24 protein-coding genes are annotated in these 25080 nt (G+C 69.4%); 13 read left to right on the top strand and 11 right to left on the bottom strand.

What is annotated here, in order from left to right:
• Positions 1-17: 17 nt before the first annotated feature.
• Complete coding sequence (locus LRD69_RS22995) at positions 18-1382, bottom strand: cation:dicarboxylase symporter family transporter (protein ID WP_277328434.1); 1365 nt, start codon at positions 1380-1382, stop codon at positions 18-20.
• Between the two features lie 135 nt (positions 1383-1517).
• Between LRD69_RS22995 and LRD69_RS22990 the strand changes: the two genes are divergently transcribed.
• The 5 genes from LRD69_RS22990 to LRD69_RS22970 all read left to right on the top strand — a co-directional run bounded on the left by LRD69_RS22990 (position 1518) and on the right by LRD69_RS22970 (position 7170).
• Positions 1518-3200, top strand: a complete 1683-nt coding sequence (locus LRD69_RS22990; protein WP_277328433.1) for a sensor histidine kinase — start codon at positions 1518-1520, stop codon at positions 3198-3200.
• Positions 3197-3871: a response regulator gene (locus LRD69_RS22985; RefSeq protein ID WP_277328432.1), complete on the top strand. Its 675-nt coding sequence runs from the start codon at positions 3197-3199 to the stop codon at positions 3869-3871. The genes LRD69_RS22990 and LRD69_RS22985 overlap by 4 nt, the downstream gene beginning before the upstream one ends.
• Before the next feature lie 133 nt (positions 3872-4004).
• A complete protein-coding gene (locus tag LRD69_RS22980) occupies positions 4005-5366 on the top strand; it encodes an ABC transporter substrate-binding protein (RefSeq protein WP_277328431.1) in 1362 nt (453 codons plus the stop codon).
• Positions 5363-6253, top strand: a complete 891-nt coding sequence (locus LRD69_RS22975) for a sugar ABC transporter permease (protein ID WP_277328430.1) — start codon at positions 5363-5365, stop codon at positions 6251-6253. Before LRD69_RS22980 ends, LRD69_RS22975 begins: the two co-directional genes overlap by 4 nt.
• Before the next feature lie 50 nt (positions 6254-6303).
• A complete protein-coding gene (locus tag LRD69_RS22970; protein ID WP_277329846.1) occupies positions 6304-7170 on the top strand; it encodes a carbohydrate ABC transporter permease in 867 nt (288 codons plus the stop codon).
• A gap of 102 nt (positions 7171-7272) precedes the next feature.
• Here the strand turns inward: LRD69_RS22970 and LRD69_RS22965 are convergent, their stop codons facing one another.
• A complete protein-coding gene (locus tag LRD69_RS22965) occupies positions 7273-8298 on the bottom strand; it encodes an ATP-dependent 6-phosphofructokinase (protein WP_277328429.1) in 1026 nt (341 codons plus the stop codon).
• Between the two features lie 263 nt (positions 8299-8561).
• Here LRD69_RS22965 and pta point away from each other — a divergent pair, with 263 nt between their 5' ends.
• The 3 genes from pta to pyk all read left to right on the top strand — a co-directional run bounded on the left by pta (position 8562) and on the right by pyk (position 13455).
• Entirely contained in the window at positions 8562-10634 is a 2073-nt protein-coding gene (gene pta / locus LRD69_RS22960) for a phosphate acetyltransferase (RefSeq protein WP_277328428.1), read from the top strand.
• 5 nt (positions 10635-10639) lie between these two features.
• Positions 10640-11950: an acetate kinase gene (locus tag LRD69_RS22955; RefSeq protein ID WP_277328427.1), complete on the top strand. Its 1311-nt coding sequence runs from the start codon at positions 10640-10642 to the stop codon at positions 11948-11950.
• A gap of 74 nt (positions 11951-12024) precedes the next feature.
• A complete protein-coding gene (pyk, locus tag LRD69_RS22950) occupies positions 12025-13455 on the top strand; it encodes a pyruvate kinase (RefSeq protein WP_277328426.1) in 1431 nt (476 codons plus the stop codon).
• A gap of 98 nt (positions 13456-13553) precedes the next feature.
• On the opposite strand, the gene LRD69_RS22945 is transcribed toward pyk, so the two are convergent.
• From LRD69_RS22945 to LRD69_RS22930, 4 genes are all read right to left on the bottom strand, one after another.
• Positions 13554-14798 carry a hypothetical protein gene (locus LRD69_RS22945; RefSeq protein ID WP_277328425.1) on the bottom strand — a complete coding sequence of 415 codons (1245 nt, stop codon included), beginning with the start codon at positions 14796-14798 and terminating at the stop codon, positions 13554-13556.
• On the bottom strand, positions 14788-15354 hold the full coding sequence (locus LRD69_RS22940; RefSeq protein WP_277328424.1) for a DUF6114 domain-containing protein: 567 nt from the start codon (positions 15352-15354) through the stop codon (positions 14788-14790). Before LRD69_RS22940 ends, LRD69_RS22945 begins: the two co-directional genes overlap by 11 nt.
• 94 nt (positions 15355-15448) lie before the next feature.
• Positions 15449-16090: a DUF6230 family protein gene (locus LRD69_RS22935; RefSeq protein ID WP_277328423.1), complete on the bottom strand. Its 642-nt coding sequence runs from the start codon at positions 16088-16090 to the stop codon at positions 15449-15451.
• A gap of 600 nt (positions 16091-16690) precedes the next feature.
• Positions 16691-17671, bottom strand: a complete 981-nt coding sequence (locus LRD69_RS22930) for a tetratricopeptide repeat protein (RefSeq protein ID WP_277328422.1) — start codon at positions 17669-17671, stop codon at positions 16691-16693.
• Positions 17672-17988: 317 nt separating this feature from the next.
• Between LRD69_RS22930 and LRD69_RS22925 the strand changes: the two genes are divergently transcribed.
• A complete protein-coding gene (locus LRD69_RS22925; protein ID WP_277328421.1) occupies positions 17989-18618 on the top strand; it encodes a TetR/AcrR family transcriptional regulator in 630 nt (209 codons plus the stop codon).
• A gap of 13 nt (positions 18619-18631) precedes the next feature.
• Here LRD69_RS22925 and LRD69_RS22920 read toward each other — a convergent pair whose 3' ends face one another.
• The 5 genes from LRD69_RS22920 to LRD69_RS22900 all read right to left on the bottom strand — a co-directional run bounded on the left by LRD69_RS22920 (position 18632) and on the right by LRD69_RS22900 (position 22104).
• Positions 18632-20332, bottom strand: coding sequence for a methylmalonyl-CoA mutase family protein (locus LRD69_RS22920; protein WP_277328420.1), 1701 nt, complete (start codon positions 20330-20332; stop codon positions 18632-18634).
• Positions 20333-20407: 75 nt separating this feature from the next.
• Positions 20408-20740, bottom strand: coding sequence for a DUF3817 domain-containing protein (locus LRD69_RS22915; protein WP_277328419.1), 333 nt, complete (start codon positions 20738-20740; stop codon positions 20408-20410).
• 64 nt (positions 20741-20804) lie between these two features.
• Positions 20805-21314 carry a MarR family transcriptional regulator gene (locus LRD69_RS22910; RefSeq protein WP_277328418.1) on the bottom strand — a complete coding sequence of 170 codons (510 nt, stop codon included), beginning with the start codon at positions 21312-21314 and terminating at the stop codon, positions 20805-20807.
• 149 nt (positions 21315-21463) lie between these two features.
• Positions 21464-21757, bottom strand: a complete 294-nt coding sequence (locus tag LRD69_RS22905) for an MTH1187 family thiamine-binding protein (RefSeq protein WP_277328417.1) — start codon at positions 21755-21757, stop codon at positions 21464-21466.
• On the bottom strand, positions 21754-22104 hold the full coding sequence (locus tag LRD69_RS22900; protein ID WP_277328416.1) for a DUF3817 domain-containing protein: 351 nt from the start codon (positions 22102-22104) through the stop codon (positions 21754-21756). The genes LRD69_RS22905 and LRD69_RS22900 overlap by 4 nt, the downstream gene beginning before the upstream one ends.
• A 211-nt stretch (positions 22105-22315) precedes the next feature.
• Here LRD69_RS22900 and LRD69_RS22895 point away from each other — a divergent pair, with 211 nt between their 5' ends.
• The 4 genes from LRD69_RS22895 (at position 22316) to LRD69_RS22880 (ending at position 24992) form a co-directional block, all read left to right on the top strand.
• Positions 22316-22948: an AIM24 family protein gene (locus LRD69_RS22895; RefSeq protein WP_346771938.1), complete on the top strand. Its 633-nt coding sequence runs from the start codon at positions 22316-22318 to the stop codon at positions 22946-22948.
• Positions 22948-23598 carry an AIM24 family protein gene (locus LRD69_RS22890; RefSeq protein WP_277328414.1) on the top strand — a complete coding sequence of 217 codons (651 nt, stop codon included), beginning with the start codon at positions 22948-22950 and terminating at the stop codon, positions 23596-23598. Before LRD69_RS22895 ends, LRD69_RS22890 begins: the two co-directional genes overlap by 1 nt.
• On the top strand, positions 23595-24377 hold the full coding sequence (locus LRD69_RS22885; protein WP_277328413.1) for an AIM24 family protein: 783 nt from the start codon (positions 23595-23597) through the stop codon (positions 24375-24377). The genes LRD69_RS22890 and LRD69_RS22885 overlap by 4 nt, the downstream gene beginning before the upstream one ends.
• A 138-nt stretch (positions 24378-24515) precedes the next feature.
• On the top strand, positions 24516-24992 hold the full coding sequence (locus LRD69_RS22880) for a MarR family transcriptional regulator (RefSeq protein WP_277328412.1): 477 nt from the start codon (positions 24516-24518) through the stop codon (positions 24990-24992).
• Positions 24993-25080: the final 88 nt, after the last annotated feature.

Below are 25080 nucleotides of genomic sequence, written 5' to 3'. Positions count from 1 at the left end.
GCCGCACACCCGCCTCGTTACGCCTTCGCCAGCGAGGGCTTGTCGTCGTCGCCGCCCCGGGACTCCGGGACGTACGGCTCGGAGGGTCCTTCGTCCGTGATCATCCGCTCGTCGAACGGAAGGGAGCCGGACAGCACCTGGTCCACCCGCTCCCTGTCGATCTCCTTGGTCCAGGTGCCGACCAGCACCGTGGCGACCGCGTTGCCCGCGAAGTTCGTCAGGGCGCGGGCCTCGCTCATGAAGCGGTCGATGCCGACGATCAGGCCCACGCCGTCGACCAGTCCGGGGCGGTGCGACTGCAGGCCGCCCGCCAGTGTGGCGAGGCCCGCGCCGGTGACGCCCGCCGCGCCCTTCGAGGCGACGATCATGAAGAGCAGCAGGGAGACCTGCTCCCCCGCGCTCAGCGGGTCGCCCATCGCGTTGGCGATGAAGAGCGAGGACATCGTCAGATAGATGGCGGTGCCGTCGAGGTTGAACGAGTAGCCGGTCGGCACCGTGATGCCCGCGACGGACCTGCTGACGCCCATGTGCTCCATCTTCGCGATGAGCCGCGGCAGCGCGGACTCCGACGACGAGGTGGAGAGGATCAGCAGGAACTCGCGGCCCAGGTACTTCAGCAGAAGCAGCAGATTCACCCCGGCGACCACCCGCAGGATCGTGCCGAGCACCACGAAGACGAAGATCGCGCAGGTGATGTAGAAGCCGACCATGATGATCGCGAGGGACTTCAGCGCGTCTACTCCGGTCTCGCCGACCACGGCCGCCATCGCGCCGAACGCACCGACCGGGGCCGCCCACATGATCATGGCGAGGACGCGGAAGACGAGTCGCTGGATGTGGCCGATGCCGCGCAGGACCGGTTCACCGGCGGAGCCCATGGCCTGGAGCGCGAAGCCCGCGAGCAGGGCGATGAGCAGGGTCTGGAGCACTTCGCCCTCGGTGAAGGCGGAGACCATCGTCGTCGGGATGATGCCCAGCAGGAAGTCCACGGTGGACTCGCTCGCACCGGCCGCCTGCTTCTCACCGGCGGCGCGCACCGCTTCGGTGAGGTGGAGGCCCTGGCCGGGCTCCAGGATGTTGCCGACGAGCAGACCGATGGCGAGGGCCACGGTCGACATCACCAGGAAGTAGCCGAGTGCGAGCCCGCCCACCGCGCCGACCTTGGCGGCCTTGCGGACCGAGCCGACACCCAGCACGATCGTGCAGAAGATGATCGGCGAGATCATCATCTTGATGAGGTTCACGAAGCCGGTACCGATCGGCTTCAGCTCGACGGCGAATCCGGGGGCCGCGAAGCCCACCAGGATGCCGAGTGCCACAGCGCCGATCACGGCGAGATACAGATAGTGCGTACGGTCCCGCCTGGCGGCTGGCACTCCCACGGATGTCTCCTCGGCTCGTCCTTGTCCGTCCCCCGCCCCTGTCCCCGGGGCCTCGGCGAATATCCCGCCCCTTGTGACGGCCGTCACCCTTACGTGCATTTCGTTCATATGTTTTCGGCCAGGCAGACTGTGACCATGCGTCTCCCCCGTACCCGTCCGCGCAGCCTGGCCGGTCAGCTCTTCGCGATGCAGGTGGTGCTGGTTGCGGCCGTGGTGGCGGGATGCGCGTTCTTCGCGTATGCCTCCGGCAGCGCGCAGGCGGAGGAGACCGCGACCCGGCAGGTCAGGGCGGCGGCGCTGGCGGTGGCCGATTCCCCTTCGGTACGGGAGGCGATCCGCACCCCGGACCCGTCCGCCGTGCTGCAGCCGTATGCGGAGCAGGTCCGCAAGGACACCGGGATCGCCTTCGTCACGATCATGAGCCCGGACCGGATCCGCTGGACGCACCCCGACGTCGACCGCATCGGTGAGACGTTTCTCGGGCACACGGCGCGGGCGCTGCGCGGGGAGACGTTCTCGGAGACGTACACCGGCACGCTCGGAGCGTCGATCCGGGTCGTCACCCCGATCCGGGACGGCGGCAGGATCACCGGTCTGGTCAGTGCGGGCATCACGGTCGAGCGGGTCTCCTCGCAGGTACGGGCGCAGCTCGGCGCGCTGGGGCTCGCGGCGGGCGGGGCACTCGCCCTGGGCGGCGTCGGTACGTATGTGATCAACGCCCGGCTGCGGCGCCATACGCACGGGATGAACGCCGCCGAGCTGAGCCGGATGCACGACTACCACCAGGCCACGCTGCACGCGGTCCGCGAGGGGCTGCTGATGCTCGACGGGCGGCGCAGGATCGCGCTGATCAACGACGCGGGCCGGGAGCTGCTCGGGCTGCCGCCGGGTGCGGTCGGGCGCCGGATCTCCGATCTGGAGCTCCCGCCCCCGCTGACCGGGGCGCTGCTCGCCTCCGAGGAGCGGGTCGACGAGCTGCATCTGACGGCGGACCGGGTGATCGTGGTCAACACCCGTCCGGTGGTGGGCGGCGAGCAGCGCGGTACGGTCGTGACCCTGCGCGACCACACGGAACTCCAGGCGCTGTCCGGCGAGTTGGACTCGGAGCGGGGTTTCACCCAGGCGCTGCGTTCACAGGCGCACGAGGCGGCGAACCGGCTGCACACGGTCGTCTCGCTGATCGAGCTCGGCCGGGCGCAGGAGGCGGTCGGCTTCGCCACGGCGGAGCTGGAGCTGGCCCAGGTCCTCACCGACCGGGTGGTCGGCGCCGTCGCCGAACCGGTACTGGCGGCGCTGCTGCTGGGCAAGGCGGCGCAGGCGAACGAGCGGGGGGTGGAACTGGTGCTCGCGGACGACAGCGTGATCGACGACGGCGCGCTGCCGGCGACACTGCCGCAGCGCGATCTGGTGACGATCCTCGGCAATCTGATCGACAACGCGGTGGACGCGGCGTCGGAGGCGGCGACGGGCCCGTCCGACGCCGCTGCCGTCCCCGGTCAGCGCGGTCCTGCGGCGGGCCGCCCGGTCCGCGCCCGGGTCACCGTCACCGCGCTCGCCGACGACGGTGAGCTGCTGCTGCGGGTCGCCGACACCGGGCCCGGGGTCGCCCCGGGCGACGCCGCCGAGGTGTTCCACCGCGGCTGGTCGACGCACGGTGCGGGCCGCGGGCTCGGGCTGGCACTGGTCCGGCAGGCCGTGCACCGCAACGGCGGGACGGTCACGCTGGGCGAGGGGCCGGACGGCGGCGCGGAGTTCACCGCGCGGCTGCCGCTGACGCCCGTACCGACTCCGCACGCCCCGAAGGAGCCGACCCCGTGATCCAGGTACTGGTCGTCGAGGACGATCCCGTGGCCGCCGACGCCCACCGGCTGTATGTCGGCCGGGTCCCCGGCTTCACCGTGGCCGCGGTCGCGCATTCGCGGGCGGAGGCCGTGCGGGCGCTGGAGCGTACCCCCGTCGATCTGCTGCTCCTGGATCTGTATCTGCCCGACGGGCACGGCCTGCAGCTGCTGCGTGCGCTGCGCGCGGCGGGGCACGCGGCGGATGTCATCGCCGTGACGTCCGCACGTGATCTGGCGGTGGTCCGGGAAGGCGTGTCGCTCGGGGTCGTCCAGTACGTCCTGAAGCCGTTCACCTTCGCCACCCTGCGCGACCGCCTCGTGCGGTACGCCGAGTTCCGTGCGGCGGCCGGTGAGGCGAGTGGCCAGGAGGAGGTGGACCGGGCGCTCGGCGCACTCCGGGCTCCGCAGCCGGCCCGGCTGCCCAAGGGGCTGAGCAGCCCGACGCTGGAGGCGGTGACCCGCACGCTGCGGGCCTCCACGGACGGGGTGACCGCGGCGGCGGCGGGGGTGGAGCTGGGCATCTCCCGGATCACCGCGCGCCGCTATCTGGAGCATCTGGTGACGGTCGGCCGCGCCGTCCGCAGCCCGCAGTACGGGCAGATCGGACGGCCGGAGCTGCACTACCGGTGGGTGGCCGAAACCCGCTGATGTTCCTCCGCCCCTTTGTCCCACGCACCCCCCTCATGCACAACAAGCGCTTCCTGCACGGGCATTGACCTTGCCGACGGGCCGGTCCTACGGTCACGTCTCAGCCCCCCGTGGCTATGAGGAGGTCGTGCCCGTGCGCCCCACCGCCCCGCTGGTCCTCGCCGCCGCAGTCACCGTTCTGGCTGCCGGCTCACTGACTGCCTGCTCGTCCGGTTCCGGCAGTGACCCGGACACCGTGAAGGTCGCGTACAACCGCTCCACGGACAACAAGATCCGCTTCAAGGACGCCTTTCTCGAATCGGTGCGGAAACAGTTCGAGAAGGAACACCCCGGCAAGAAGATCAAGCTGATACCGATTCAGGCGCCGGACAACGACTACGCCACCAAGGTGCAGCAGATGATGCGGTCGCCGAAGACGGCACCGGATCTGGTCTACGAGGACACGTTCCGGATCAACTCCGACATCAAGGCCGGCTATCTGCGGCCGCTGGACTCCTATCTCGCCACGTGGGACACGTGGAAGCAGTTCGTGGATACGGCGAAAGCCGCGGCGAAGGCCGAGGACGGCAAGACGTACGGCGTCCCGGACGGCACCGACACCCGCGGGCTCTGGTTCAACAAGAAGCTCTTCGCCAAGGCGGGGCTGCCGGCCGACTGGCAGCCGAAGAACTGGGCGGAGGTCCTGGACGCGGCCCGCACGATCAAGAAGAAGGTCCCCGGTGTCATCCCGCTGAATGTGTACACGGGCAAGGGTCCGGGCGAGGCCGCGGTGATGCAGGGCTTCGAGATGCTGCTGTACGGGACCGGCGAGGACCCGCTCTACGACCCGGCGGCCAAGAAGTGGGTGGCCGGCGGGCAGGGCTTCCGCGACGCGCTCGGCTTCGTACGGACGGTGTACGGGGAGAAGCTCGGGCCGGATCCGTCGGACGCCCTCGACCCCAACGTCGGTACGCACGTCGCCACCGAGTGGTTCCCCGAGGGCAAGCTGGCGATCTCGCTGGACGGCTCCTGGATGGGCCAGAACTGGGTGAACGACGGGCCCAGAGCCTGGCCCGAGTGGGAGACGGAGCTCGCCCAGACCCCGATGCCCACCCAGAACGGCCAGGCGCCCGGCAAGGTGTCCATGTCGGGCGGCTGGACCTGGGCGATCCCGCAGAAGGCCAAGAACGCCGATCTGGCCTGGGAGTTCATCAAGACGATGCAGACCCCGCAGAACGCGGCGAAGTGGGACGTGGTGGATGCGCAGATCGCGGTGCGCGAGGACGTGGCCAAGGATCCTGCGTATCTGAAGTCGATGCCGGGCATCGACTTCTTCACCGGCCTCGTCCAGTACACGCACTACCGTCCCGCGCTGCCCGTCTATCCGCAGGTGTCGACGGCCATCGGTGAGGCGATGGAGAAGGTGACGACGGGCGACGGGTCGCCGGAGTCGGCGGCGAAGGAGTACGACGAGCAGCTGAAGACGATCGTCGACGGCGCGGTCGTCACGAAGTGAGCGGCGGCGCGTCGGAGACCGGATCATCACCGTGGCGGCGGGCGGGACGGTGGCTGCCGATCGCGCCCGCCACCGCCCTGCTGCTGCTCTTCCTGGCCGGCCCCATCGGCTACTGCATATGGATCGCCTTCACCGACACCCAGTTGACCGGAGCGTCCGGCTCCGACTTCGTCGGCTTCGCCAACTTCCGGCGCGCGTTCGCCGACGACAATTTCCGCAACGCCGTCTGGCTGACGCTCGTGTTCACCTTCCTGTCGTCGATCGTCGGGCAGAACACCCTGGGGCTGGCGCTCGCGGGCCTCATGCGGGCCGCGTCCCGCCCGGTCCGTACGGTCACCGGGGCGCTCGTCGTCACGGCGTGGGTGCTGCCGGAGATCGTCGCGGCATTCCTGCTGTACGCGTTCTTCCGCCGCGAGGGCACACTGAACGCGATCCTGGAGCAGCTCCATCTGCCGGACCAGAACTGGCTGTTCACGTTGCCGATCCTGGCGGTCTCCTTCGCCAACATGTGGCGCGGGACGGCCTTCTCGATGCTGATCTACTCGGCGGCGCTGGCTGAGATCCCGCAGGACATCACGGAGGCCGCCGAGGTCGACGGAGCCAACGGACCGCGTCGGCTGTGGCACATCACGCTGCCGATGATCCGCCGTTCCATCGGCACCAATCTGATGCTCAACACCCTGTCCACGCTCTCCGTGTTCGGACTGATCTGGGCCATGACCCGCGGCGGGCCGGGCAACCGCAGCCAGACCCTTCCGGTGTTCATGTACGACCAGGCGTTCGTGAACAGTCTGATCGGCTACGGGACCGCGGTGGCACTGCTTCTGCTTCTGGTCGGGTCGCTGTTCTCGGTCGTCTATCTGCGGCTGATGAAGGTGGAGGTGTGACGGGCGTGAGCGGTGCGAGCGAGGTGCGGGGCGTGAGCGGTGCGGGAGGCATGACGGCGCACCGGCGCACCCATGGTGCGAGAGGCGTGACCGTGTCCCGGCGCACCCGGGCGCGACTGGCGTCCGACGGCGCGCTGCTGCTGGTCGCTGTGGCGTTCGCGCTGCCGCTGATGTGGCTGCTGTTCGCCTCGGTGGACGGCAGCGCCGATCTCCGGGTGCGACCGCCGGCGTCACCGACGCTGGACAACTTCGGCGCGGTCCTCACCGACGAGATCACCTTCACCCCGATGCTCAACAGTCTCCTGCTGTGCGGCAGCGCGACGCTGCTGACCGTGGTGTGCGCCGCGCTGGCCGCGTATCCGCTGTCCCGCCACCGCTCGCGCCTGACCCGCCCGTATCTGCTGACGATCCTGTTCACGACATGTCTGCCGATCACCGCGATCATGGTGCCGGTGTACGGACTCTTCGTACAGGTCGATCTCATCGACACGACGTACGGAACGGCGCTCTTCCTCGCCACCGCACAACTGCCGTTCGCCATCTGGCTGATGAAGAACTTCATGGACGGCGTGCCCAAGGTGCTGGAGGAGGCCGCCTGGACGGACGGGGCGTCGATGACGCAGACCCTGGTCCGGGTGGTGCTGCCGCTGATGGGGCCGGGTCTGGGCGTGGTGACGATCTACACGTTCATCATGCTGTGGGGGAACTTCTTCGTCCCCTTCATGCTGCTGCTCTCCCCCGAGCAGCTGCCGGCATCCGTCTCGATCTTCACGTTCTTCGGCAACTACGGATCGGTGGTCTACGGGCAGCTGGCGGCGTTCTCGATCCTGTACTCGACGCCGGTGCTGCTGCTCTACATCCTGATCTCGCGCCGCCTGGGCGGCGGGTTCGCCCTGGGCGGCGCGGTCAAGGGCTGACCGGGCCGCGCACGGCGCCGGCCGTCGGCACTCGGCGGCCGCGGCGTACGCAAGGGCCGGGCGTATCCGCGCCCGGCCCTCGAAGAAGCTCGCAGCCGCCGGTCAGAACACGGACTCCGCCTCGTACATCCGGTCCTTCGGCACCGTCTTCAACTGCGTGATCGCGTCCGCCAGCGGCACCATCGCGATGTCGTTGCCGCGCAGCGCCGTCATCCGGCCGAAGTCGCCCCGGTGCGCCGCCTCGACCGCGTGCCAGCCGAAGCGGGTCGCGAGCACCCTGTCGTACGCGGTCGGCGTGCCGCCGCGCTGGACGTGGCCGAGAATGACCGGCCTGGCCTCCTTGCCGAGGCGGGTCTCCAGCTCGACCGCGAGCCGGTTGCCGATGCCCTGGAAGCGCTCGTGCCCGTACTGGTCGATCTCGCCCTTGGCGTACGGCATCGAGCCCTCGGCCGGGTGCGCACCTTCCGCGACGCAGATGACCGCGAACTTCTTGCCGCGTGCGAAGCGTTCCTCGACCATCTTGACCAGGTGGTCGACCTGGAACGGCCGCTCCGGCAGACAGATGCCGTGCGCGCCGCCCGCCATGCCGGACTCCAGCGCGATCCAGCCCGCGTGCCGGCCCATCACCTCGACGACCATGACCCGCTGGTGCGATTCGGCCGTCGTCTTGAGTCGGTCTATGGCCTCGGTGGCGACGCCCACCGCCGTGTCGAAGCCGAAGGTGCGGTCGGTCGACGAGATGTCGTTGTCGATGGTCTTCGGCACGCCGACGACGGGCATCCCGGCGTCCGACAGCATCCGGGCCGCGGTGAGGGTGCCCTCGCCACCGATCGGGATCAGTACGTCGATGCCGTAACGGCGGCTCAGCGCGTCACAGTTCTCGGCGGCCTCGCGGAGCCGGTCGCGCTCCAGCCGGGCCGAGCCGAGGATGGTGCCGCCGCGCGCGAGGATGCCGCTGACCGCGTTGAGGTCGAGGGGACGGAAGTGACCGTCGAGGAGTCCCTTGAAGCCGTCCTCGAACCCGATGACTTCGTCGCCGTGGCCCACCACGGCGCGGTGCACGACCGACCGGATCACTGCGTTCAGCCCAGGGCAGTCGCCGCCGGCGGTCAGAACTCCGATGCGCATCGTGCTGTATCTCCTGCTCGCTAGGTCCCGTGCATGCCGGGGGGTGCCTGCCGGATCCCCCGGAGCGTGAGCCACTGCGATTGTCCCACGTCAGGTCTGGACCTCGCGCTTTCCGCTGCTCCGGGGGCGCGGCACCCGGCCGGAGCGGGACGGTTCAGCACCCCGGGACAAGGGCTTTCGCCCGGCGGGCGGCGGGTCCACCCCCGCGGGTATCGTCGAAAAAGGGCGATACCCCATCCGGCCAGGACGACAGGAGAGCACGCGTGACGCGCAGCGTGTACGTGACGGGGATCGACCGAGGAGACGGGCGCCAGGTCGTCGATCTGGGGGTCATGGAGCTCCTGACGCGTCAGGTGGACCGGGTCGGGGTGTTCCGCCCGCTGGTCCATGACAGCCCCGACCGGCTCTTCGAGCTGCTGCGGGCCCGCTACCGGCTCACCCAGGACCCGGCGACGGTCTACGGCCTGGACTATGCGGAGGCGTCGGCGCTGCAGGCGGAGAAGGGCACCGACGAACTGGTCTCACGGCTCGTCGACCGCTTCCACCAGGTGGCCCGCAAGTACGAGGTGGTGCTGGTGCTCGGCACCGACTACGCCGCCACCCAGCTCCCCGACGAGCTGGCGCTCAACGCCCGGCTGGCCAATGAGTTCGGCGCCTCGGTGATCGTGGTGGTCGGCGGCAAGGGCCAGGACGCGGAGTCCGTGCGGGCCGAGACGCACAACGCCTACCGGGCGTACGCGGGCCTGGGCTGCGACGTCCTGTCGATGGTGGTGAACCGGGTGGCGGCCGAGGACCGCGAGGCGCTCGCCGGGCGGCTGGCGGCGCGGCTGCCCGTGCCCTGCTCGGTGCTGCCGGACGATCCGGCGCTCTCCGCGCCCACCGTCGCCCAGATCACCGCGGCGCTCGGCGGCACGGTGCTGCTCGGCGACGACGCGGGGCTGGCGCGGGACGCGCTGGACTTCGTCTTCGGCGGAGCGATGCTGCCGAATCTGCTGAAGGCGCTGACGCCGGGCGCGCTCGTGGTCACGCCGGGAGACCGGGCGGATCTGGTGGTCGGCTCGCTGGCCGCGCACAGCGCCGGCACGCCGCCCATCGCCGGTGTGCTGCTGACGCTGAACGAGCGCCCCGGCGAGGAGATACTCAAGCTGGCCGCACGGCTCGCGCCGGGCACCCCGGTCGTCTCGGTGGCCGGCGGCTCCTTCCCCACGGCCGGCGAGCTCTTCGCGCTGGAGGGCAAGTTGAACGCGGCGACGCCCCGCAAGGCGGAGACCGCGCTCGGCCTCTTCGAGCGCCATGTGGACACCGCCGCCCTGCTGGACAGGATCTCGGTGGCCCGAAGCGGCCGCGTCACACCGATGATGTTCGAGCACGAGCTGCTGGAGCAGGCCCGCTCGGACCGGCGCCGTGTGGTGCTGCCCGAGGGCACCGAGGAGCGGGTGCTGCGCGCCGCCGATGTGCTGATGCGCCGCGATGTCTGTGAACTCACCCTCCTCGGCGACCCGGACGTCATCCGCAAGAAGGCCGCCGACCTCGGCATCGATCTCGCCGGCACCCAGCTGATCGATCCGCAGACCTCCGAGCTGCGCCAGGTGTTCGCGGAGCGGTACGCACAGCTGCGCGCGCACCGCGGGGTGACGGTGGAGCTGGCGTACGACGTCGTCGCGGACGTGAACTACTTCGGCACGCTGATGGTGCAGGAGGGCCTCGCCGACGGCATGGTCTCCGGTGCCGTGCACTCCACGGCGGCGACGATCCGCCCGGCGTTCGAGATCATCAAGACCAGGGCGGACGCGTCGATCGTCTCGTCGGTGTTCTTCATGTGCCTCGCCGACAAGGTTCTGGTGTACGGCGACTGCGCGGTCAACCCGGACCCGGACGCGGAGCAGCTCGCGGACATCGCCGTGCAGTCCGCCGCGACGGCCGCCCGTTTCGGCGTGGAGCCGCGGATCGCGATGCTCTCGTACTCGACGGGCACCTCGGGCACGGGGGCCGACGTCGACAAGGTGCGCCAGGCGACGGACCGGGTGCGCGAGAGCAGGCCGGACCTCAGGATCGAGGGCCCGATCCAGTACGACGCGGCGGTCGAGCCGAGCGTGGCCGCGACCAAGCTGCCCGGTTCGGAGGTGGCGGGGCAGGCGACCGTGCTGATCTTCCCGGACCTGAACACCGGCAACAACACGTACAAGGCCGTGCAGCGCTCGGCGGGCGCCGTGGCCGTCGGACCGGTGCTCCAGGGGCTGCGCAAGCCGGTCAACGACCTGTCGCGCGGTGCGCTCGTCCAGGACATCGTCAATACCGTGGCCATCACGGCGATCCAGGCGCAGGGCCGGGACTGAATCCCATGGCCACGACACCCACGAACACCCCTACGAAGGAAGGTTCCGCCGCCGTGCAGGCCCGTCGCGTACTCGTCCTCAACTCCGGCTCCTCCTCGGTGAAGTACCAGCTCCTCGACATGAACGACCGTTCCCGGCTCGCGGTCGGCCTGGTCGAGCGGATCGGCGAGGACACCTCCCGTATGGTGCACACCCTGCTGACCGGCGGCGGCGCCGAGCCGCGCGAGCGCACCGGCAGGATCGCGGACCATGCGGCGGCGCTGAAGGCGGCTGCCGAGGAGCTGGCCGCCGACGGGCTCGGCCTGGACTCGCCGCAGCTGGCGGCGATCGGCCACCGCGTGGTGCACGGCGGTCTGCGGTTCACCGAGCCCGCCGTCATCACCGACGAGGTGCTGACGGAGATCGAGCAGCTCGTCCCGTTGGCGCCGCTGCACAACCCGGCGAACCTCACCGGCATCCGTACCGCACAGGCCCTGCGCCCCGACCTGCCGCAGATCGCGGTCTTCGACACCGCGTTCCACACGACGATGCCGGAGTACGCGGCGCGGTACGCGATCGACGTGGAGACCGCCGACGCGTACCGGATCCGCCGCTACGGCTTCCACGGCACCTCGCACGCGTACGTCTCCCGCAAGACCGCCGAGCTTCTCGGGCGTACCCCCGAGGAGGTCAATGTCATCGTGCTGCACCTGGGCAACGGCGCCTCGGCCTCGGCGGTGGCGGGCGGCCGGTGCGTGGAGACGTCGATGGGGCTGACCCCGCTGGAGGGGCTGGTGATGGGGACCCGGTCCGGGGACATCGACCCGGCGGTCACCTTTCACCTGAAGCGGGTGGCGGGGATGTCCGCCGAGGAGATCGACGACCTGCTCAACAAGAGGAGCGGTCTGGTCGGCCTCTGCGGGGACAACGACATGCGGGAGATCCGGCGCCGGATCGACGAGGGCGACGAGCGGGCGGCGCGGGCGTTCGACATCTATGTGCACCGGCTGAAGAAGTACATCGGCGCCTATTCGGCGGTCCTCGGGCGGGTGGATGCGGTGGCGTTCACGGCGGGGGTCGGGGAGAACTCGGCGCCCGTGCGGGAGGCTGCGATCGCCGGTCTCGAGGAGTTCGGCCTGGCGGTGGACGCCGGTATCAACGCCGCACGGTCCGCAGGACCGCGGCTGATCTCGCCCGCCTACGCGCGGGTCGCGGTCGCCGTGGTGCCGACGGACGAGGAGCTGGAGATCGCCGAGCAGACCTTCGCGCTGATCGGACGGGCGGAACAGGCCGATCCAGCCGGCTCCGCCGGGCAGCTCGGACAGGTCGACAACTGAGCACCCCCGCGCCCCTTTGTATCTTCCACCAGACGGAATATTCCGCAGCGAAACAAACCGATAGGATCCGCCTCATGCGCCGTTCCAAAATCGTCTGTACCCTCGGTCCCGCCGTCGACTCCCATGAGCAGCTCGTCGCTCTGATCGAGGCTGGCATGAGCGTGGCCCGTTTCAACTTCAGCCACGGCTCCCACGAGGAACACCAGGGCCGTTACGACCGCGTCCGCAAGGCGGCCGCCGAGACCGGGCGGGCGGTGGGCGTGCTCGCCGACCTCCAGGGCCCGAAAATCCGCCTGGCGAAGTTCGCCGAGGGCCCCGTCGAGCTCGTCCGCGGGGACGAGTTCACCATCACCACCGAGGACGTCCCCGGTGACAAGTCGATCTGCGGCACGACCTACAAGGGCCTGCCCGGCGACGTCACCAAGGGCGACCCGATCCTGATCAACGACGGCAACGTCGAGCTGAAGGTCGTCTCGGTCGAGGGCCCCCGGGTCAGGAGCATCGTCATCGAGGGCGGTGTCATCTCCGACCACAAGGGCATCAATCTGCCCGGCGCGGCGGTGAACGTCCCGGCCCTGTCCGGGAAGGACGTCGAAGACCTCCGGTTCGCCCTGCGGATGGGCTGCGACATGGTCGCGCTCTCCTTCGTGCGGGACGCCGACGACGTCAAGGACGTCCACAAGGTGATGGACGAGGAGGGCCGCCGGGTCCCCGTCATCGCCAAGGTGGAGAAGCCGCAGGCCGTCGAGCACATGGAGGGCGTCGTCATGGCGTTCGACGGTGTGATGGTCGCCCGTGGCGACCTGGCCGTCGAATACCCCCTGGAGAAGGTCCCGATGGTGCAGAAGCGCCTGGTGGAGCTCTGCCGGCGGAACGCCAAGCCGGTGATCGTGGCGACCCAGATGATGGAGTCGATGATCACCAACTCGCGGCCGACCCGCGCCGAGGCGTCCGACGTCGCCAACGCGATCCTGGACGGCGCGGACGCGGTCATGCTGTCCGCCGAGTCCAGCGTGGGCGCGTACCCGATCGAGACGGTCAAGACGATGGCGAAGATCGTCGCCGCCGCCGAGGAGGAGCTGCTCTCCAAGGGCCTGCAGCCGCTGGTGCCGGGCAAGAAGCCCCGCACCCAGGGCGGTTCGGTGGCCCGCGCGGCCTGCGAGATCGCGGACTTCCTGAACGGCAAGGCGCTGGTCGCCTTCACCAAGTCGGGCGACACCGCACGCCGGCTCTCCCGCTACCGTGCCGCACAGCCGATCCTGGCCTTCACCACCGACGAGTCCACCCGTAACCAACTCGCGCTGAGCTGGGGCGTCGAGGCCCACGTCGTGCCGCACGTGGACAACACCGACGCCATGGTGGACCTGGTCGACGCGGAGCTGCTGAAGCTGAGCCGCTACAACGCCGGCGACACGATGGTCATCACGGCCGGTTCGCCCCCCGGCGTCCCCGGCACCACCAACATGGTCCGTGTGCACCATGTCGGTGGCGGGGCGCGCGACTGACGCGGCCGCCCCGACCGGCACACGACTGTGGCCCGCATCTCCTTCGGCAGGGGGTGCGGGCCACAGCCCTTGTGCGGCTCCCGGACAGGTCGTTGCGGCTAGTTTCCGCCGGTGAAGTAGTTGTGCAGCCCGGGCACCTTGAGCGAGCCGCCGAACTGGCCGGCCTGGGTGACCTTCACGTTGGTGAAGAACGCGAACGGGACGTTCACCGGCGGCGGGGTCTGGGGGCTGAACGTGATCGGGATGAGGCCGAAGAGGTTGCCCTTCAGCTCCTCCGTGTACATCGTCACCGTGCCGTTGCGGATGGTGGACGTGGAGCCCTTCTCCGCCTGCACATGACCGGTCGTGCCGTTGGGCCCCTCCGTCATCTGGTGCAGATCCTTGATGTCGAGGGACGTGGCGGTGAACTTGAGCACCTTCTTGATGGCGCCGTCGCTCGTCCGCACCTCGACGATGCCCTTGTAGTCGAGTCCGTTCAGGGTCAGCAGCGAACTCTCCAGGGTCCACGGCTTGCTCGGCAGCAGGGGGACGCCCTGCTCCAACTCGGCCGCTGCCAGGGCCTCGGGGTCGGCGGTGGGGCACGGGAAGCGCTCCTTGGCGCCGTCCGGGATGTCCTCGTCCTTCAACGGGTCGAGACCCTTGACGCTCTCGTCGAGCTCCTCGACCTTCGTGCCCGCCTTGCCCGCCGCGTCACGGATGGCGTCGGCGGTCTTGTCCGCCGTGTCCTTCACGGTGCCCGTGACCGTGCCGACGGGGTTCTCGGCCACATCGGCCTTGGTGTCCGACGTCTTCGGGGCCGCGGTGGTGGCGCTCGGGGACGGACTGGCCGTCTCCTGCGCCGGTCCGCCCAGAAGGCCCTTGAGCACGTCGCCGACGCCCAGCGGATCGAGCGGGTTCTCCGTCGCCGCGGGCGACGGTGAGGCGCTCGGCGCCGCAGCGGGCGCGCTGCCCGACGACGGGGTCACCGAAGGCTTCGGGGATGCCGTGCCGCCCTGGCCCGCGTCGCTGCCGCCGGCACCGGTCGTGGCGGTGTCCGACGGGGACGGGGTCTTCGTCGCCGAGGCCGACGCCGACGGGTCCGGCGACTCGCTCGGCTCGTCGGAACGGGTCACACAGGGGCCCGGCGCGAAGGGGATGTTCGTCGCGTCGTCGGCGAGCGCGAGCTTGGGGGTGAGCCCCATGCCGACGAAGACGGCCGTCGGCATCGCGGCGAGAGCGAACGCCTTGCCGGCGGGTATGTGCAGCTTCGTCAGCAGCGACTTCCTGGGGGCTGCGTGACGCGGTCCGGTTCTCGTCGGGAGGTACTCACCGGCCGAGTTCAGCTCCGTCTCGTCACTCCGCACGATGCCTCCCGCCGTCGACCTCGGCCGTCGTGTCGTACTGCTCCGGCTGCTGGGGCACGGATGCCACACCCTGGAACTCGGGCTGGGGCTCCTGCACACCGGCACCGGCGTCCTTGAACGCCTCGTCCTGAGCGCCGGCATCTGCCGCGGCCGGCTTCGGCTCGCCCGGGGCCCAGGCGATGGAGAGCGCTCCACCGAGCAGGGAGAGCACGAAGCCGATCACGAATCCGCCGATGTTGGCGACCGGTATGGAGATCAGCGCCAGCAGGATCGCGGCGACTCCGGCGAACACTCTCACGATGTGGTGGAACCACATGGTGAGGCCCAGCGTGATCAGCAGGATCCCGATGATCAGTGATCCCGCGCCGGCCGTCGTGGACATCGCAAGTGTGACGTTGCCGAGGTGCATGTTGGCGTACGGGAAGTACGCGATGGGTAGACCACCCACCATCGTGAACAGGCCCGCCCAGAATGGCCGGTTACCCCGCCAGGTGCGGAATCCCCGCCAGAAGACGCGGAGGTAGTGCTCGTTCTGCCCTGTGGACTCGGGGCTCATGGAAAACAGCTCCCTGGAACCGGTACTGCTGTGAGAAGAGTAAGGGTGGGTGGCCGGAGACCCTCAGGGAGTGCTCCGGCCACCCGGGCGAGTGCTAGTAGCACTCCTTGGTGCCGCTGTGCAGCCGCAGGCTCAGGTTGCTGAGCTTGAAGGTGCCCGCAGTGGTCGCCCACGCCTTCTGCTTCACGTCGGTCAGCACGGCCGTCTGGGCGCGCTGCGCGAAGCCGTTCGGGTTGACGGCCTTCTCGGTGCCGGACTGGATGCCGGGCTTGCCGATGGAACCGGCCGCCACACCGATGTCGATGTTCTCGAAGTACGCATCGGCGTCGAGCTCGGCGACGTCCAGGTACAGATTGGTCGCCTTGACCGGCTTCTTCGGGTCCGTACCCGCGTTCAGCTGCAGCGTGACAGTGCCGAGGCCGAACGGAAGGTTGGGAGTGACCACCGACTGGCACATGTTGGTGATCGTGGCGTCGCTGAAGCCGGACACGGCCACCGCGTGCGCCCCGCCCGGGGCATTGGGGTCGGTGCCGGTGGCAACGCTGCCGTACTGGACGAAGTCATGCCCGACGAGCTTGTCCGCGTGCACCTTGAAGCTCTGGCCGGACACACTGAACGACGCCGCGAGGGCGCCCTGCGCGAGACCGACACCCACCGCGGCGGTCGCGACGACGCTCGGCACCATGACCAGAGCGAAGCGCTTCCATCTGGTGCCGCCACGAACCTGGGAACTCATAATTTTCCTCCTTCTCGGACGTACATCTCCGGTCCGGGCCCTGGGCCCGTCCTGGGATGGGAGAAGTGCTACGTCCTCGGAAAGGAGAGCGCCGAAACCGGAGGCATGAGCCGCGTCCGATTCACTGGCGATCACCCCCGAGCGACAACCACCGGCCACGCGTTCGCGCAACCTGTTCGGACAGGCCCTGCCGGTCAGCAGGAACCCCCCTGTCCGCGATCGGCGTCACTGCCGCCGACCCACTCGGTGGGGACCCAATTCGGCCACCGCGCCGACTGGCGGTCGGGCTGGCGTCATTGGACCGAGCGTGGCCGATCGTGGTCCATTCGCGCCCGCGACACAAGGGGGTTCGTTACTGACTAGTAACGGCCCGATAACCGATGCACAACCCGGTGGCACCATCTGGCCACACAGGGTGGCTCGAGCCACAAGGAGAAAAGGGATAATCAGAGTCTTTAAGCGGACAGATCCCTACGCTCGATTTACTGCGAGTAACAGTTCGAGCTTTTATCAAGATTTGGTAAAGCACGGGCATCATTTGCCGCCCGGACGCGAAAACGGCCGTGGCGCCCACCGGGGCACCACGGCCGCGTTGTCACATCAGAACAAGACCCGGGCCAGGGCCGTGCGGGCGGCGACGACCCGCGGGTCGTCCGGGCCGATCACCTCGAACAGTTCGAGCAAACGAAGGCGCGCCATGTCCCGGTCCTCGCCGAAATTGCGGCGAACGGTCTCGACGAGCCGCCCGAAGGCGTCCTCGACATGACCGCCGACCAGATCCAGGTCGGCGGCTGCGATCTGCGCCGCGACATCGGCCGGCTTCTCGGCGGCGTCCTCGCGGACCTTCTGCGGGTCCATGTCCTGCACGCGGGAGAGCAGTTCGGCCTGGGCGAGACCCAACTTGGCCTCGGTGTTGGCCGGGTCGTCGGAGAGCACGTTCTTGTACGCCTGCACGGCGCCGCCGAAGTCATTGGCGTCCAGCGCCCGGACGGCCGCTTCGAGCAGTGCGTCGTACGGCCCCGCAGGGACCTCGGCCGGCCCCTGCCCGGACCCTTCCGGACCGGCGGCGTCCGCGTCGACCGTGATCCCGGTGAGCCCGAAGCGCTCCTCGCCGACCTGGATCAGCTGGTCCAGGGTCTGCCGGATCTGGGCCTCGGGAGCCGCGCCCTGGAAGAGCGGGAGGGCCTGCCCGGCGACGACGGCGAAGACCGCCGGGATGCCCTGGATACCGAACTGCTGCATCAGCATCTGGTTGGCGTCGACATCGACCTTGGCCAGCACGAAACGGCCGTTGTACTCCCGGGCCAGACGCTCCAGGAGCGGCCCCAGCTGCTTGCACGGCTCGCACCACTCGGCCCAGAAGTCGATGACGACGGGCACCTCGGCGGAGCGCTGGAGGACATCGCGCTCGAAGCCGGCCTCATCGACGTCGATCACCAGGGAGGACGCAGGCACGGCACCGCCGCCGCCCTGCCGGGCGGCCTCGGCACGGGCCTGCTCCGCCTTCACCTTGGCCTCACCGGCCGCCTTCAACGCGGCGAGGTCGACGACGCCGCTCATGGACATGTTCCTAGGCTGCATACGTACATCCTCCCCCCTCGGCACACCGTTGTGGAAAGCGATCCGGGAACCGCATCCGTCCGTGGTCGCCGCCGGTGTGCGGGACGCGCGGACATCCACGGTCCGAGGGCCCCGAAGGGCCCGTTTCCCCTGCCGGGTCCCCACCCGGCGCATGTGGCTGTCGTTCGCTCGTGGCGCAGCGACGACGCTGCCGCCGTCCTTACGCTACGGGTCGTAGCGTAACTGTCCCGCACCCCTCACGCACAAGAGTGTTCGGTGATCTGTCTCACGGCGTACGGGATCGGCCGGTTCTCGCTACTGGCGGGTATGGTCACGGGATGCTGAGCCATGGCCACCCCAAACCCGCTCGAACGGGACGACCACGCAACGCAGCGGCCGATGAGGCGATCCTGGAGGCATGCCGGGCCTCTCTCGTCGACCTCGGCTGGTCGAAACTGACGATGGGGGACGTGGCAGTCCGGGCCGGGGTCGCCAAGACGACCCTCTATCGCCGCTGGGCCGGCAAGAACGAACTGGTCGTGGACGCCGTGGCGGTCCTCTTCGACGAGCTGGAACTGCCGGACCTGGGCAGCCTGTCGGCCGATGTGCAGGGCGTGGTGCTCCAGTTCGCCGCGCTGCTGGAACGTCCGGAGACCAGGACCGCGCTGATGGCCGTGGTCGCCGAGTCGACCCGCGACGAGGCGCTGCGGGCCCGGATCCGCGACTCGATCGTGGACCGGCAGAAGCGGCTCGTACTGCTGGGGCGGCAACGGGCCCAGCAGCGCGGCGAGTTGCCCGTGGATCCGGACGAGGCGGCGGCCGACAGGACCGCCGACCTGATCTTCGATGTGATCGCCGGTGCGGTGGTGCACCGGACACTGGTGAGCGCCGAGCCAGTCGACGAGGACTGGGCCCGGCGCTTCACCGTTCTGCTGCTCGCGGGGCTGGGCGCCGCGGTCGACGCGTAGCGCGCCCGGACCGTCAGAAGCCCGGCGGCTCCGTGTACGTGCCCCACTCGTCCCGCAGGACCCCGCAGATCTCACCGAGCGTCGCCTCGGCCCGTACCGCGTCGAGCATCGGCCCGATCATGTTCGAGCCGTCGCGGGCGGCGGCCAGCATCGCGTCCAGCGAGGCGCGGACGCGGGCGTCGTCGCGAGCCGCCTTGCGGCCGCCGAGCTCACGGACCTGCTCCCGCTCGACCTCGTGGCTGACCCGCAGGATCTCCAGGTCTCCGGTGACCGAGCCGTGGTGGACGTTGACGCCCACGACCCGCTTGTCGCCCTTCTCCAGGGCCCGCTGGTACTGGAAGGCCGACTCGGCGATCTCGCCGGTGAACCAGCCGTCCTCGATCCCGCGCAGGATGCCGGAGGTCATCGGCCCGACGGGGTGCTGCCCGTCCGGGTGCGCCCGGGTGCCGCGCTCCTTGATCTGGTCGAAGATCTTCTCCGCGTCGGCCTCGATCCGGTCGGTGAGCTGCTCGACGTACCAGGAGCCGCCCAGCGGGTCCGCCACATTGGCGACGCCGGTCTCCTCCATCAGCACCTGCTGGGTGCGCAGCGCGATCTCGGCGGCCTGCTCGGAGGGGAGCGCGAGGGTCTCGTCGAGGGCGTTGGTGTGCAGCGAGTTGGTGCCGCCGAGGACGGCGGACAGGGCCTCCACCGCGGTCCGTACGACGTTGTTGTACGGCTGCTGGGCGGTGAGGGAGACCCCGGCGGTCTGGGTGTGGAACCGGAGCCACTGCGCCTTGTCGGTCCTGGCCCCGTACACCTCCTTCATCCAGCGTGCCCAGATCCGGCGGGCGGCGCGGAACTTGGCGATCTCCTCGAAGAAGTCGAGGTGCGCGTCGAAGAAGAAGGAGAGACCGGGGGCGAAGGTGTCGACGTCGAGCCCGCGGGACAGACCGAGCTCCACGTAACCGAAGCCGTCGGCAAGGGTGTACGCGAGCTCCTGCGCGGCCGTCGCCCCGGCCTCGCGGATGTGGTACCCGGAGACGGACAGCGGCTTGTACGCGGGGATCGCGGCGGCGCAGTGCTCCATCAGGTCGCCGATGAGGCGCAGATGGGGCTCGGGCTGGAAGAGCCACTCCTTCTGCGCGATGTACTCCTTGAAGATGTCGGTCTGGAGCGTGCCGTTGAGCACGCCCGGGTCGACCCCCTGGCGCTCGGCGGCGACCAGGTACATGCAGAAGACCGGGACGGCGGGGCCGCTGATCGTCATGGACGTCGTGACGTCGCCGAGCGGGATGTCCTTGAAGAGGACCTCCATGTCGGCGGCGGAGTCGATGGCGACACCGCAGTGCCCGACCTCGCCGAGCGAGCGCGGGTCGTCGGAGTCGCGGCCCATCAGCGTCGGCATGTCGAAGGCGACGCTCAGCCCGCCGCCGCCCGCGGCGAGGATCATCTTGTACCGCTCGTTGGTCTGCTCGGCGTTGCCGAAGCCGGCGAACTGGCGGATGGTCCAGGTGCGGCCGCGGTAGCCGGTCGGGTAGAGGCCCCGGGTGAAGGGGTACTCACCCGGCCACCCGATCCGCTCGAACCCCTCGTACGCATCCCCGGGGCGGGGCCCGTACACGGGCTCGACCGGGTCCCCGGAGAGCGTGGTGAAGTCCGCGTCACGCTTGCGGGCCTTGTCGTAACGGGCCTGCCAGCGTCGGCGGCCTTCCTCGATCGCGTCAGCGTCCATGGAACCCAATTTACTAGGACGTCCTAGTAAATGTCGATGACAAACCGCCCGGCGCTTTGCGCGGGGCGGTTCGGGTCAGGCTTTGACGGTCACCGCGGAGGCGTCCGCGATCAGCGGCTCGACGTCCTGGACGACCTTGCGCTCGACGAAGAACGCGGCGGTCGGGATCGTGCCGGAGATCAGCACCCACAGGAGCTTGCCCATCGGCCACTTCGCCTTGGAGCCCAGGTCGAAGGCGAAGATCAGGTAGATGATGTACAGCACGCCGTGGATCTGGGAGACGACGAGCGTCAGGCCCTCACCCGTGTCGAATCCGTACTTGAACACCATGCAGGTGCAGAGCACCAGCAACATGACGGCGGTGACATAGGCCATCACCCGGTACCGGGTCAGCACACTGCGTTTCATGGCATCGAGCGTAACCGGGCGTCCGGGGCGATCTTGCAGCGGGCCGGGTGTCGCGCCCGGGATCTCAGCGCTCCTCGAAGTCCCTCGCCGCGATCCGCAGGGGGCGCAGCATGGCGAAGATCTCCGCACACTCCTCGGCGTCGTACGCCCCGAGGCCGAACTCCATGTCCATCAGGTCCCGGGTGGCCGCCTCGACCACCTCGCGGCCCTTGTCGGTGATGGAGGCGAGCGTGCCGCGGCCGTCGTTCGGGTTGGGGCGCTTGTCGACCAGACCGGACCTGACCAGGCGGTCCACCGTGTTCGTCACGGAGGTGGGGTGGACCATCAACCGCTCGCCGATCTTGGACATCGGCAGCTCGCCCGCCTTCGAGAAGGTCAGCAGCACCAGCGCCTCGTACCTCGCGAACGTCAGTCCGTACGGTTTGACGACCGCGTCGACCTCGGCGAGCAGGATCTGCTGCGCACGCATGATCGAGGTGATCGCCCCCATCGAGGGGACCGGACCCCAGCGCTGCTGCCAGAGCTCGTCGGCGCGGGCGATGGGGTCGAACGGGAGACTGAGCGGCTTCGGCACGGCACCGACCTTACCCACTGGTCATATGCTGGTCAGCCCCGTCTCGAACTTCGGTCCGATCATCGTCCGAGTGCGCTGCCGCCCGAACGCCGCGAACCCCCGGCCTGGCGGCGCGGGGGTTCGCGGACGGTGCTGCGGTACGAGGAGTGTCAGCCGGCGAGGTGGCGCTCGATCGTCTCGACCTTGGAGGTCAGTCCGTCGGTGACACCGGGCCGGATGTCGGCCTTCAGAACGAGGGAGACGCGCCCCGCGCGGGCCTCGACGGCAGCGACGGCCCGCTTGACGACGTCCATGACCTCGTCCCACTCACCCTCGACGGAGGTGAACATGGCGTCCGTGCGGTTGGGCAGTCCGGACTCGCGGACGACCCGGACGGCGTCGGCGACATACTCACCGACGTCCTCGCCGACACCCAGCGGACTGACGGAGAAGGCGACGATCATGCGCCGACCACGCCTTCCCGGCGGGCCCGGGCGGCGATGACGCCGTCGGCCTCGTAGCGCTTCAGCACCTTGTCGCCGTACAGCCCGCCGAACGGGAGCACCGCCAGCAGGAAGAAGAACGCGATCCGCTTCAGCGGCCACTTGGTCTTGGACCAGACGTCCAGCAGCAGAAGGACGTAGATCACGAAGAAGACGCCGTGCAGCATGCCGAGCGGCATCATCAGGAAGTCGATGTCCGAGACACGGCTGAGGATCGAGCCAAAGATGATCAGCGCCGGGAAGGAGAGCGCCTCGGGAACCGAGATGAGGCGCAGCCGGTGCAGGGCGGTGGCGGTCTTGATGTCCACGAGGGCACCTTCGGTGGGAGGGTCGTGACAGCTTGTGAATACAGGCACAAGCGTCCCCCATTGTGGCATCGCGCCCCACCGGCCCCGGGGGCGGGGGCCGGTACCCACCCCGGGGCACGTATCGGCGCATATCAGGGTCGGCTCAGGGGCCGGACAGGACTACAGACCCTGTCCGGAGCCCGGCCCGGGCCGCTACCGTCTCTGCGTGGCAATGTTCCGACTCCAAGGCAGCAAGACGCTCGCCGTCGACCTCACCGGCGATGCCGTCAAGGCGAAGAACGGCTCGATGGTCGCGTACGACGGCCGGATGGCGTTCAAGAAGATGTCCGGCGGCGGTGAGGGCATCCGCGGCATGGTGACCCGCCGGCTGACCGGCGAACAGATGACCGTGATGGAAGTGACAGGTCAGGGCACCTGCTACTTCGCCGACCGCGCGAGTGAGATCAACCTCGTCTCGCTGCGCGGCGAGAAGCTCTACGTGGAGGCGAGCAATCTGCTCTGCACCGACGCCGGGCTGCGGACCGGCACCGCCTTCACCGGGCTGCGCGGCGGAGCGACCGGCAACGGCCTGTTCACCACCACCGTCGAGGGCACCGGCCAGGCGGCGATCATGTCGGACGGCTCGGCCGTGGTGCTGCGGGTGACGCCCCAGTACCCGCTGTGCGTCGACCCCGGCGCGTACATAGCCCACCAGGGCAACCTCCAGCAGCACTTCCAGTCGGGGGTGAACTTCCGGACCCTGATCGGGGAGGGCTCGGGCGAGTCGTTCCAGATCCGGTTCGAGGGCGAGGGGCTCGTCTACGTCCAGCCGAGCGAGCGGAACACCATCGGGGGCGATGTCTGATGCCGTTCCGCGAGATCAACTCGAAGATGGTCGAGGCGACGGTCGTCCCCGGCCAGAAGATGTACAGCCAGCGCGGCGCGATGCTCGCGTACCGCGGCGAGGTGTCGTTCACCCCGAACATCCAGGGCGGCCAGGGCGGCCTGATGTCGATGATCGGCCGGCGGGTCGCCAACGAGGCGACCCCGCTGATGACGGTCGAGGGCAACGGCACGGTGATGTTCGGCCACGGCGGCCACCACATCCAGGTCATCAACCTGGCCGGCGACACCCTCTATGTGGAGGCGGACCGGCTGCTGGCCTTCGACGGAACGCTGCAGCAGGGCACGATGTTCATGGGTGCGCAGGGCGGGGTCATGGGCATGGTGCGCGGCCAGGTGACCGGTCAGGGCCTGTTCACCACGACGCTGAAGGGCCATGGCGCGGTCGCGGTGATGGCGCACGGCGGGGTCATCGAGCTGCCGATCACTCCCGGCCGCGAGGTACATGTGGACCCGCAGGCGTATGTCGCGCACCACGGCGACGTACGCAACAAGCTCTCCACCGCGCTCGGCTGGCGCGACATGGTGGGGCGCGGCTCCGGTGAGGCGTTCCAGCTGGAGCTCAGCGGCAGTGGCGCGGTGTACGTCCAGGCGTCGGAGGAGAAGCTGTGAGCACGCCCGTGATTTTCGACCCGATGACGCTGCCGTCGGACGACAACGTCAATGCGTACACCTTCTGCGTGGAGCTCAAGGGGAGCCAGTGGTTCCTGCAGAAGGGCAAGATGATCGCCTATTACGGGCGGATCGACTTCAACGGCATCGGCCACGGCCGCTTCGAGCGGCTGATCCGTACGAGTTTCCACTCGCCGCTGCACGCGAGCGACTGGGTGGTGGCCGAGGGCAGCGGAAAGATGCTGCTCGCCGACCGCGCCTTCGACGTCAACTCGTACGACCTGGAGGACGGGAACCTGACGATCCGGTCCGGCAACCTCCTGGCGTACCAGCCGACGCTGGCACTCAAGCAGTCGATCGTGCCGGGATTTCTGACGCTGATCGGTACGGGGAAGTTCGTGGCCGCCTCCAACGGTCCGGTGGTCTTCATGGAGCCGCCGCTGAGGGTCGACCCGCAGGCGCTGGTGGGCTGGGCGGACTGCCCCTCGCCGTGCCACCACTACGACCACGGCTACATGACCGGGGTGATGGGCGGCCTCAGGTCGCTGACCGGGATAGGAGGGACCTCGGGCGAGGAGCACCAGTTCGAGTTCGTCGGCGCCGGTACGGTCCTGCTCCAGTCGACGGAGGTCCTGATGCCCGAACAGGCGACGGGGACGACTCCGCACCAGGCGGGTGTGCCGGGCGGCGGTCCGCATGCACCCGGCGCAGGTCAACCCGGCTCCACGCCCCGTCTTCCGGGGCAGCTGGGGGACCTCCAGCGCCGCTTCGGTTTGTGAACGGTAGTCTGCGGAGTGTGACGTCGAACGTCTGCGCCCAGCCCTGGAGCGGATTCCCGACCCGGCTGCGGGGCCGGTGCCGGACGTCACGCCTCTCGCACTTCGTCCAGATTTCAACTTCTTAGGTAGAATCCATACATGGAGACCGAGACCGCCACCCGTTGGCTGAGCGACGCGGAGCAGCGCGCCTGGCGCACCCACCTGGACGTCAGCAGGCTGCTGATGCACCAGCTGGAAAAGGATCTCCAGCCGTTCGGGCTGACCAACAACGACTACGAGATTCTGGTGAACCTCTCGGAGTCGGACGACCACCGCATGCGGATGAGCGACCTGGCCGCGGCGACACTGCAGTCCAAGAGCAGGCTCTCGCACCAGATCACGCGGATGGAGTCGGCGGGGCTGGTCCGCCGCGAGAACTGCGAGTCCGACAGGCGCGGGCTGTTCGCGGTGCTCACGGAGGCCGGCGCGGAGATGATGCAGAAGGTGGCGCCGCACCACGTCGCTTCCGTGCGCAAGCACTTCATGGACCTGCTGACGCCGGAGACGCTGGAGGATCTGTACGCGGCACTGGCGCCGGTCGCGGATCATCTGCGGGGGCGGCGGGGCAAGGGGTAGCGCCGGCGCGGTTCCGGTCTGCGGGGTTGCGCAGGGCCGACCCCGCTCCGTCCTCGATCGCCGGGCGGCTCGATCCCGCCCGGCGTGA

Source organism: Streptomyces sp. JH14 (genome assembly GCF_029428675.1).
Taxonomy (GTDB): domain Bacteria; phylum Actinomycetota; class Actinomycetes; order Streptomycetales; family Streptomycetaceae; genus Streptomyces.
This window is presented reverse-complemented; position numbering and strand designations above follow the sequence as displayed.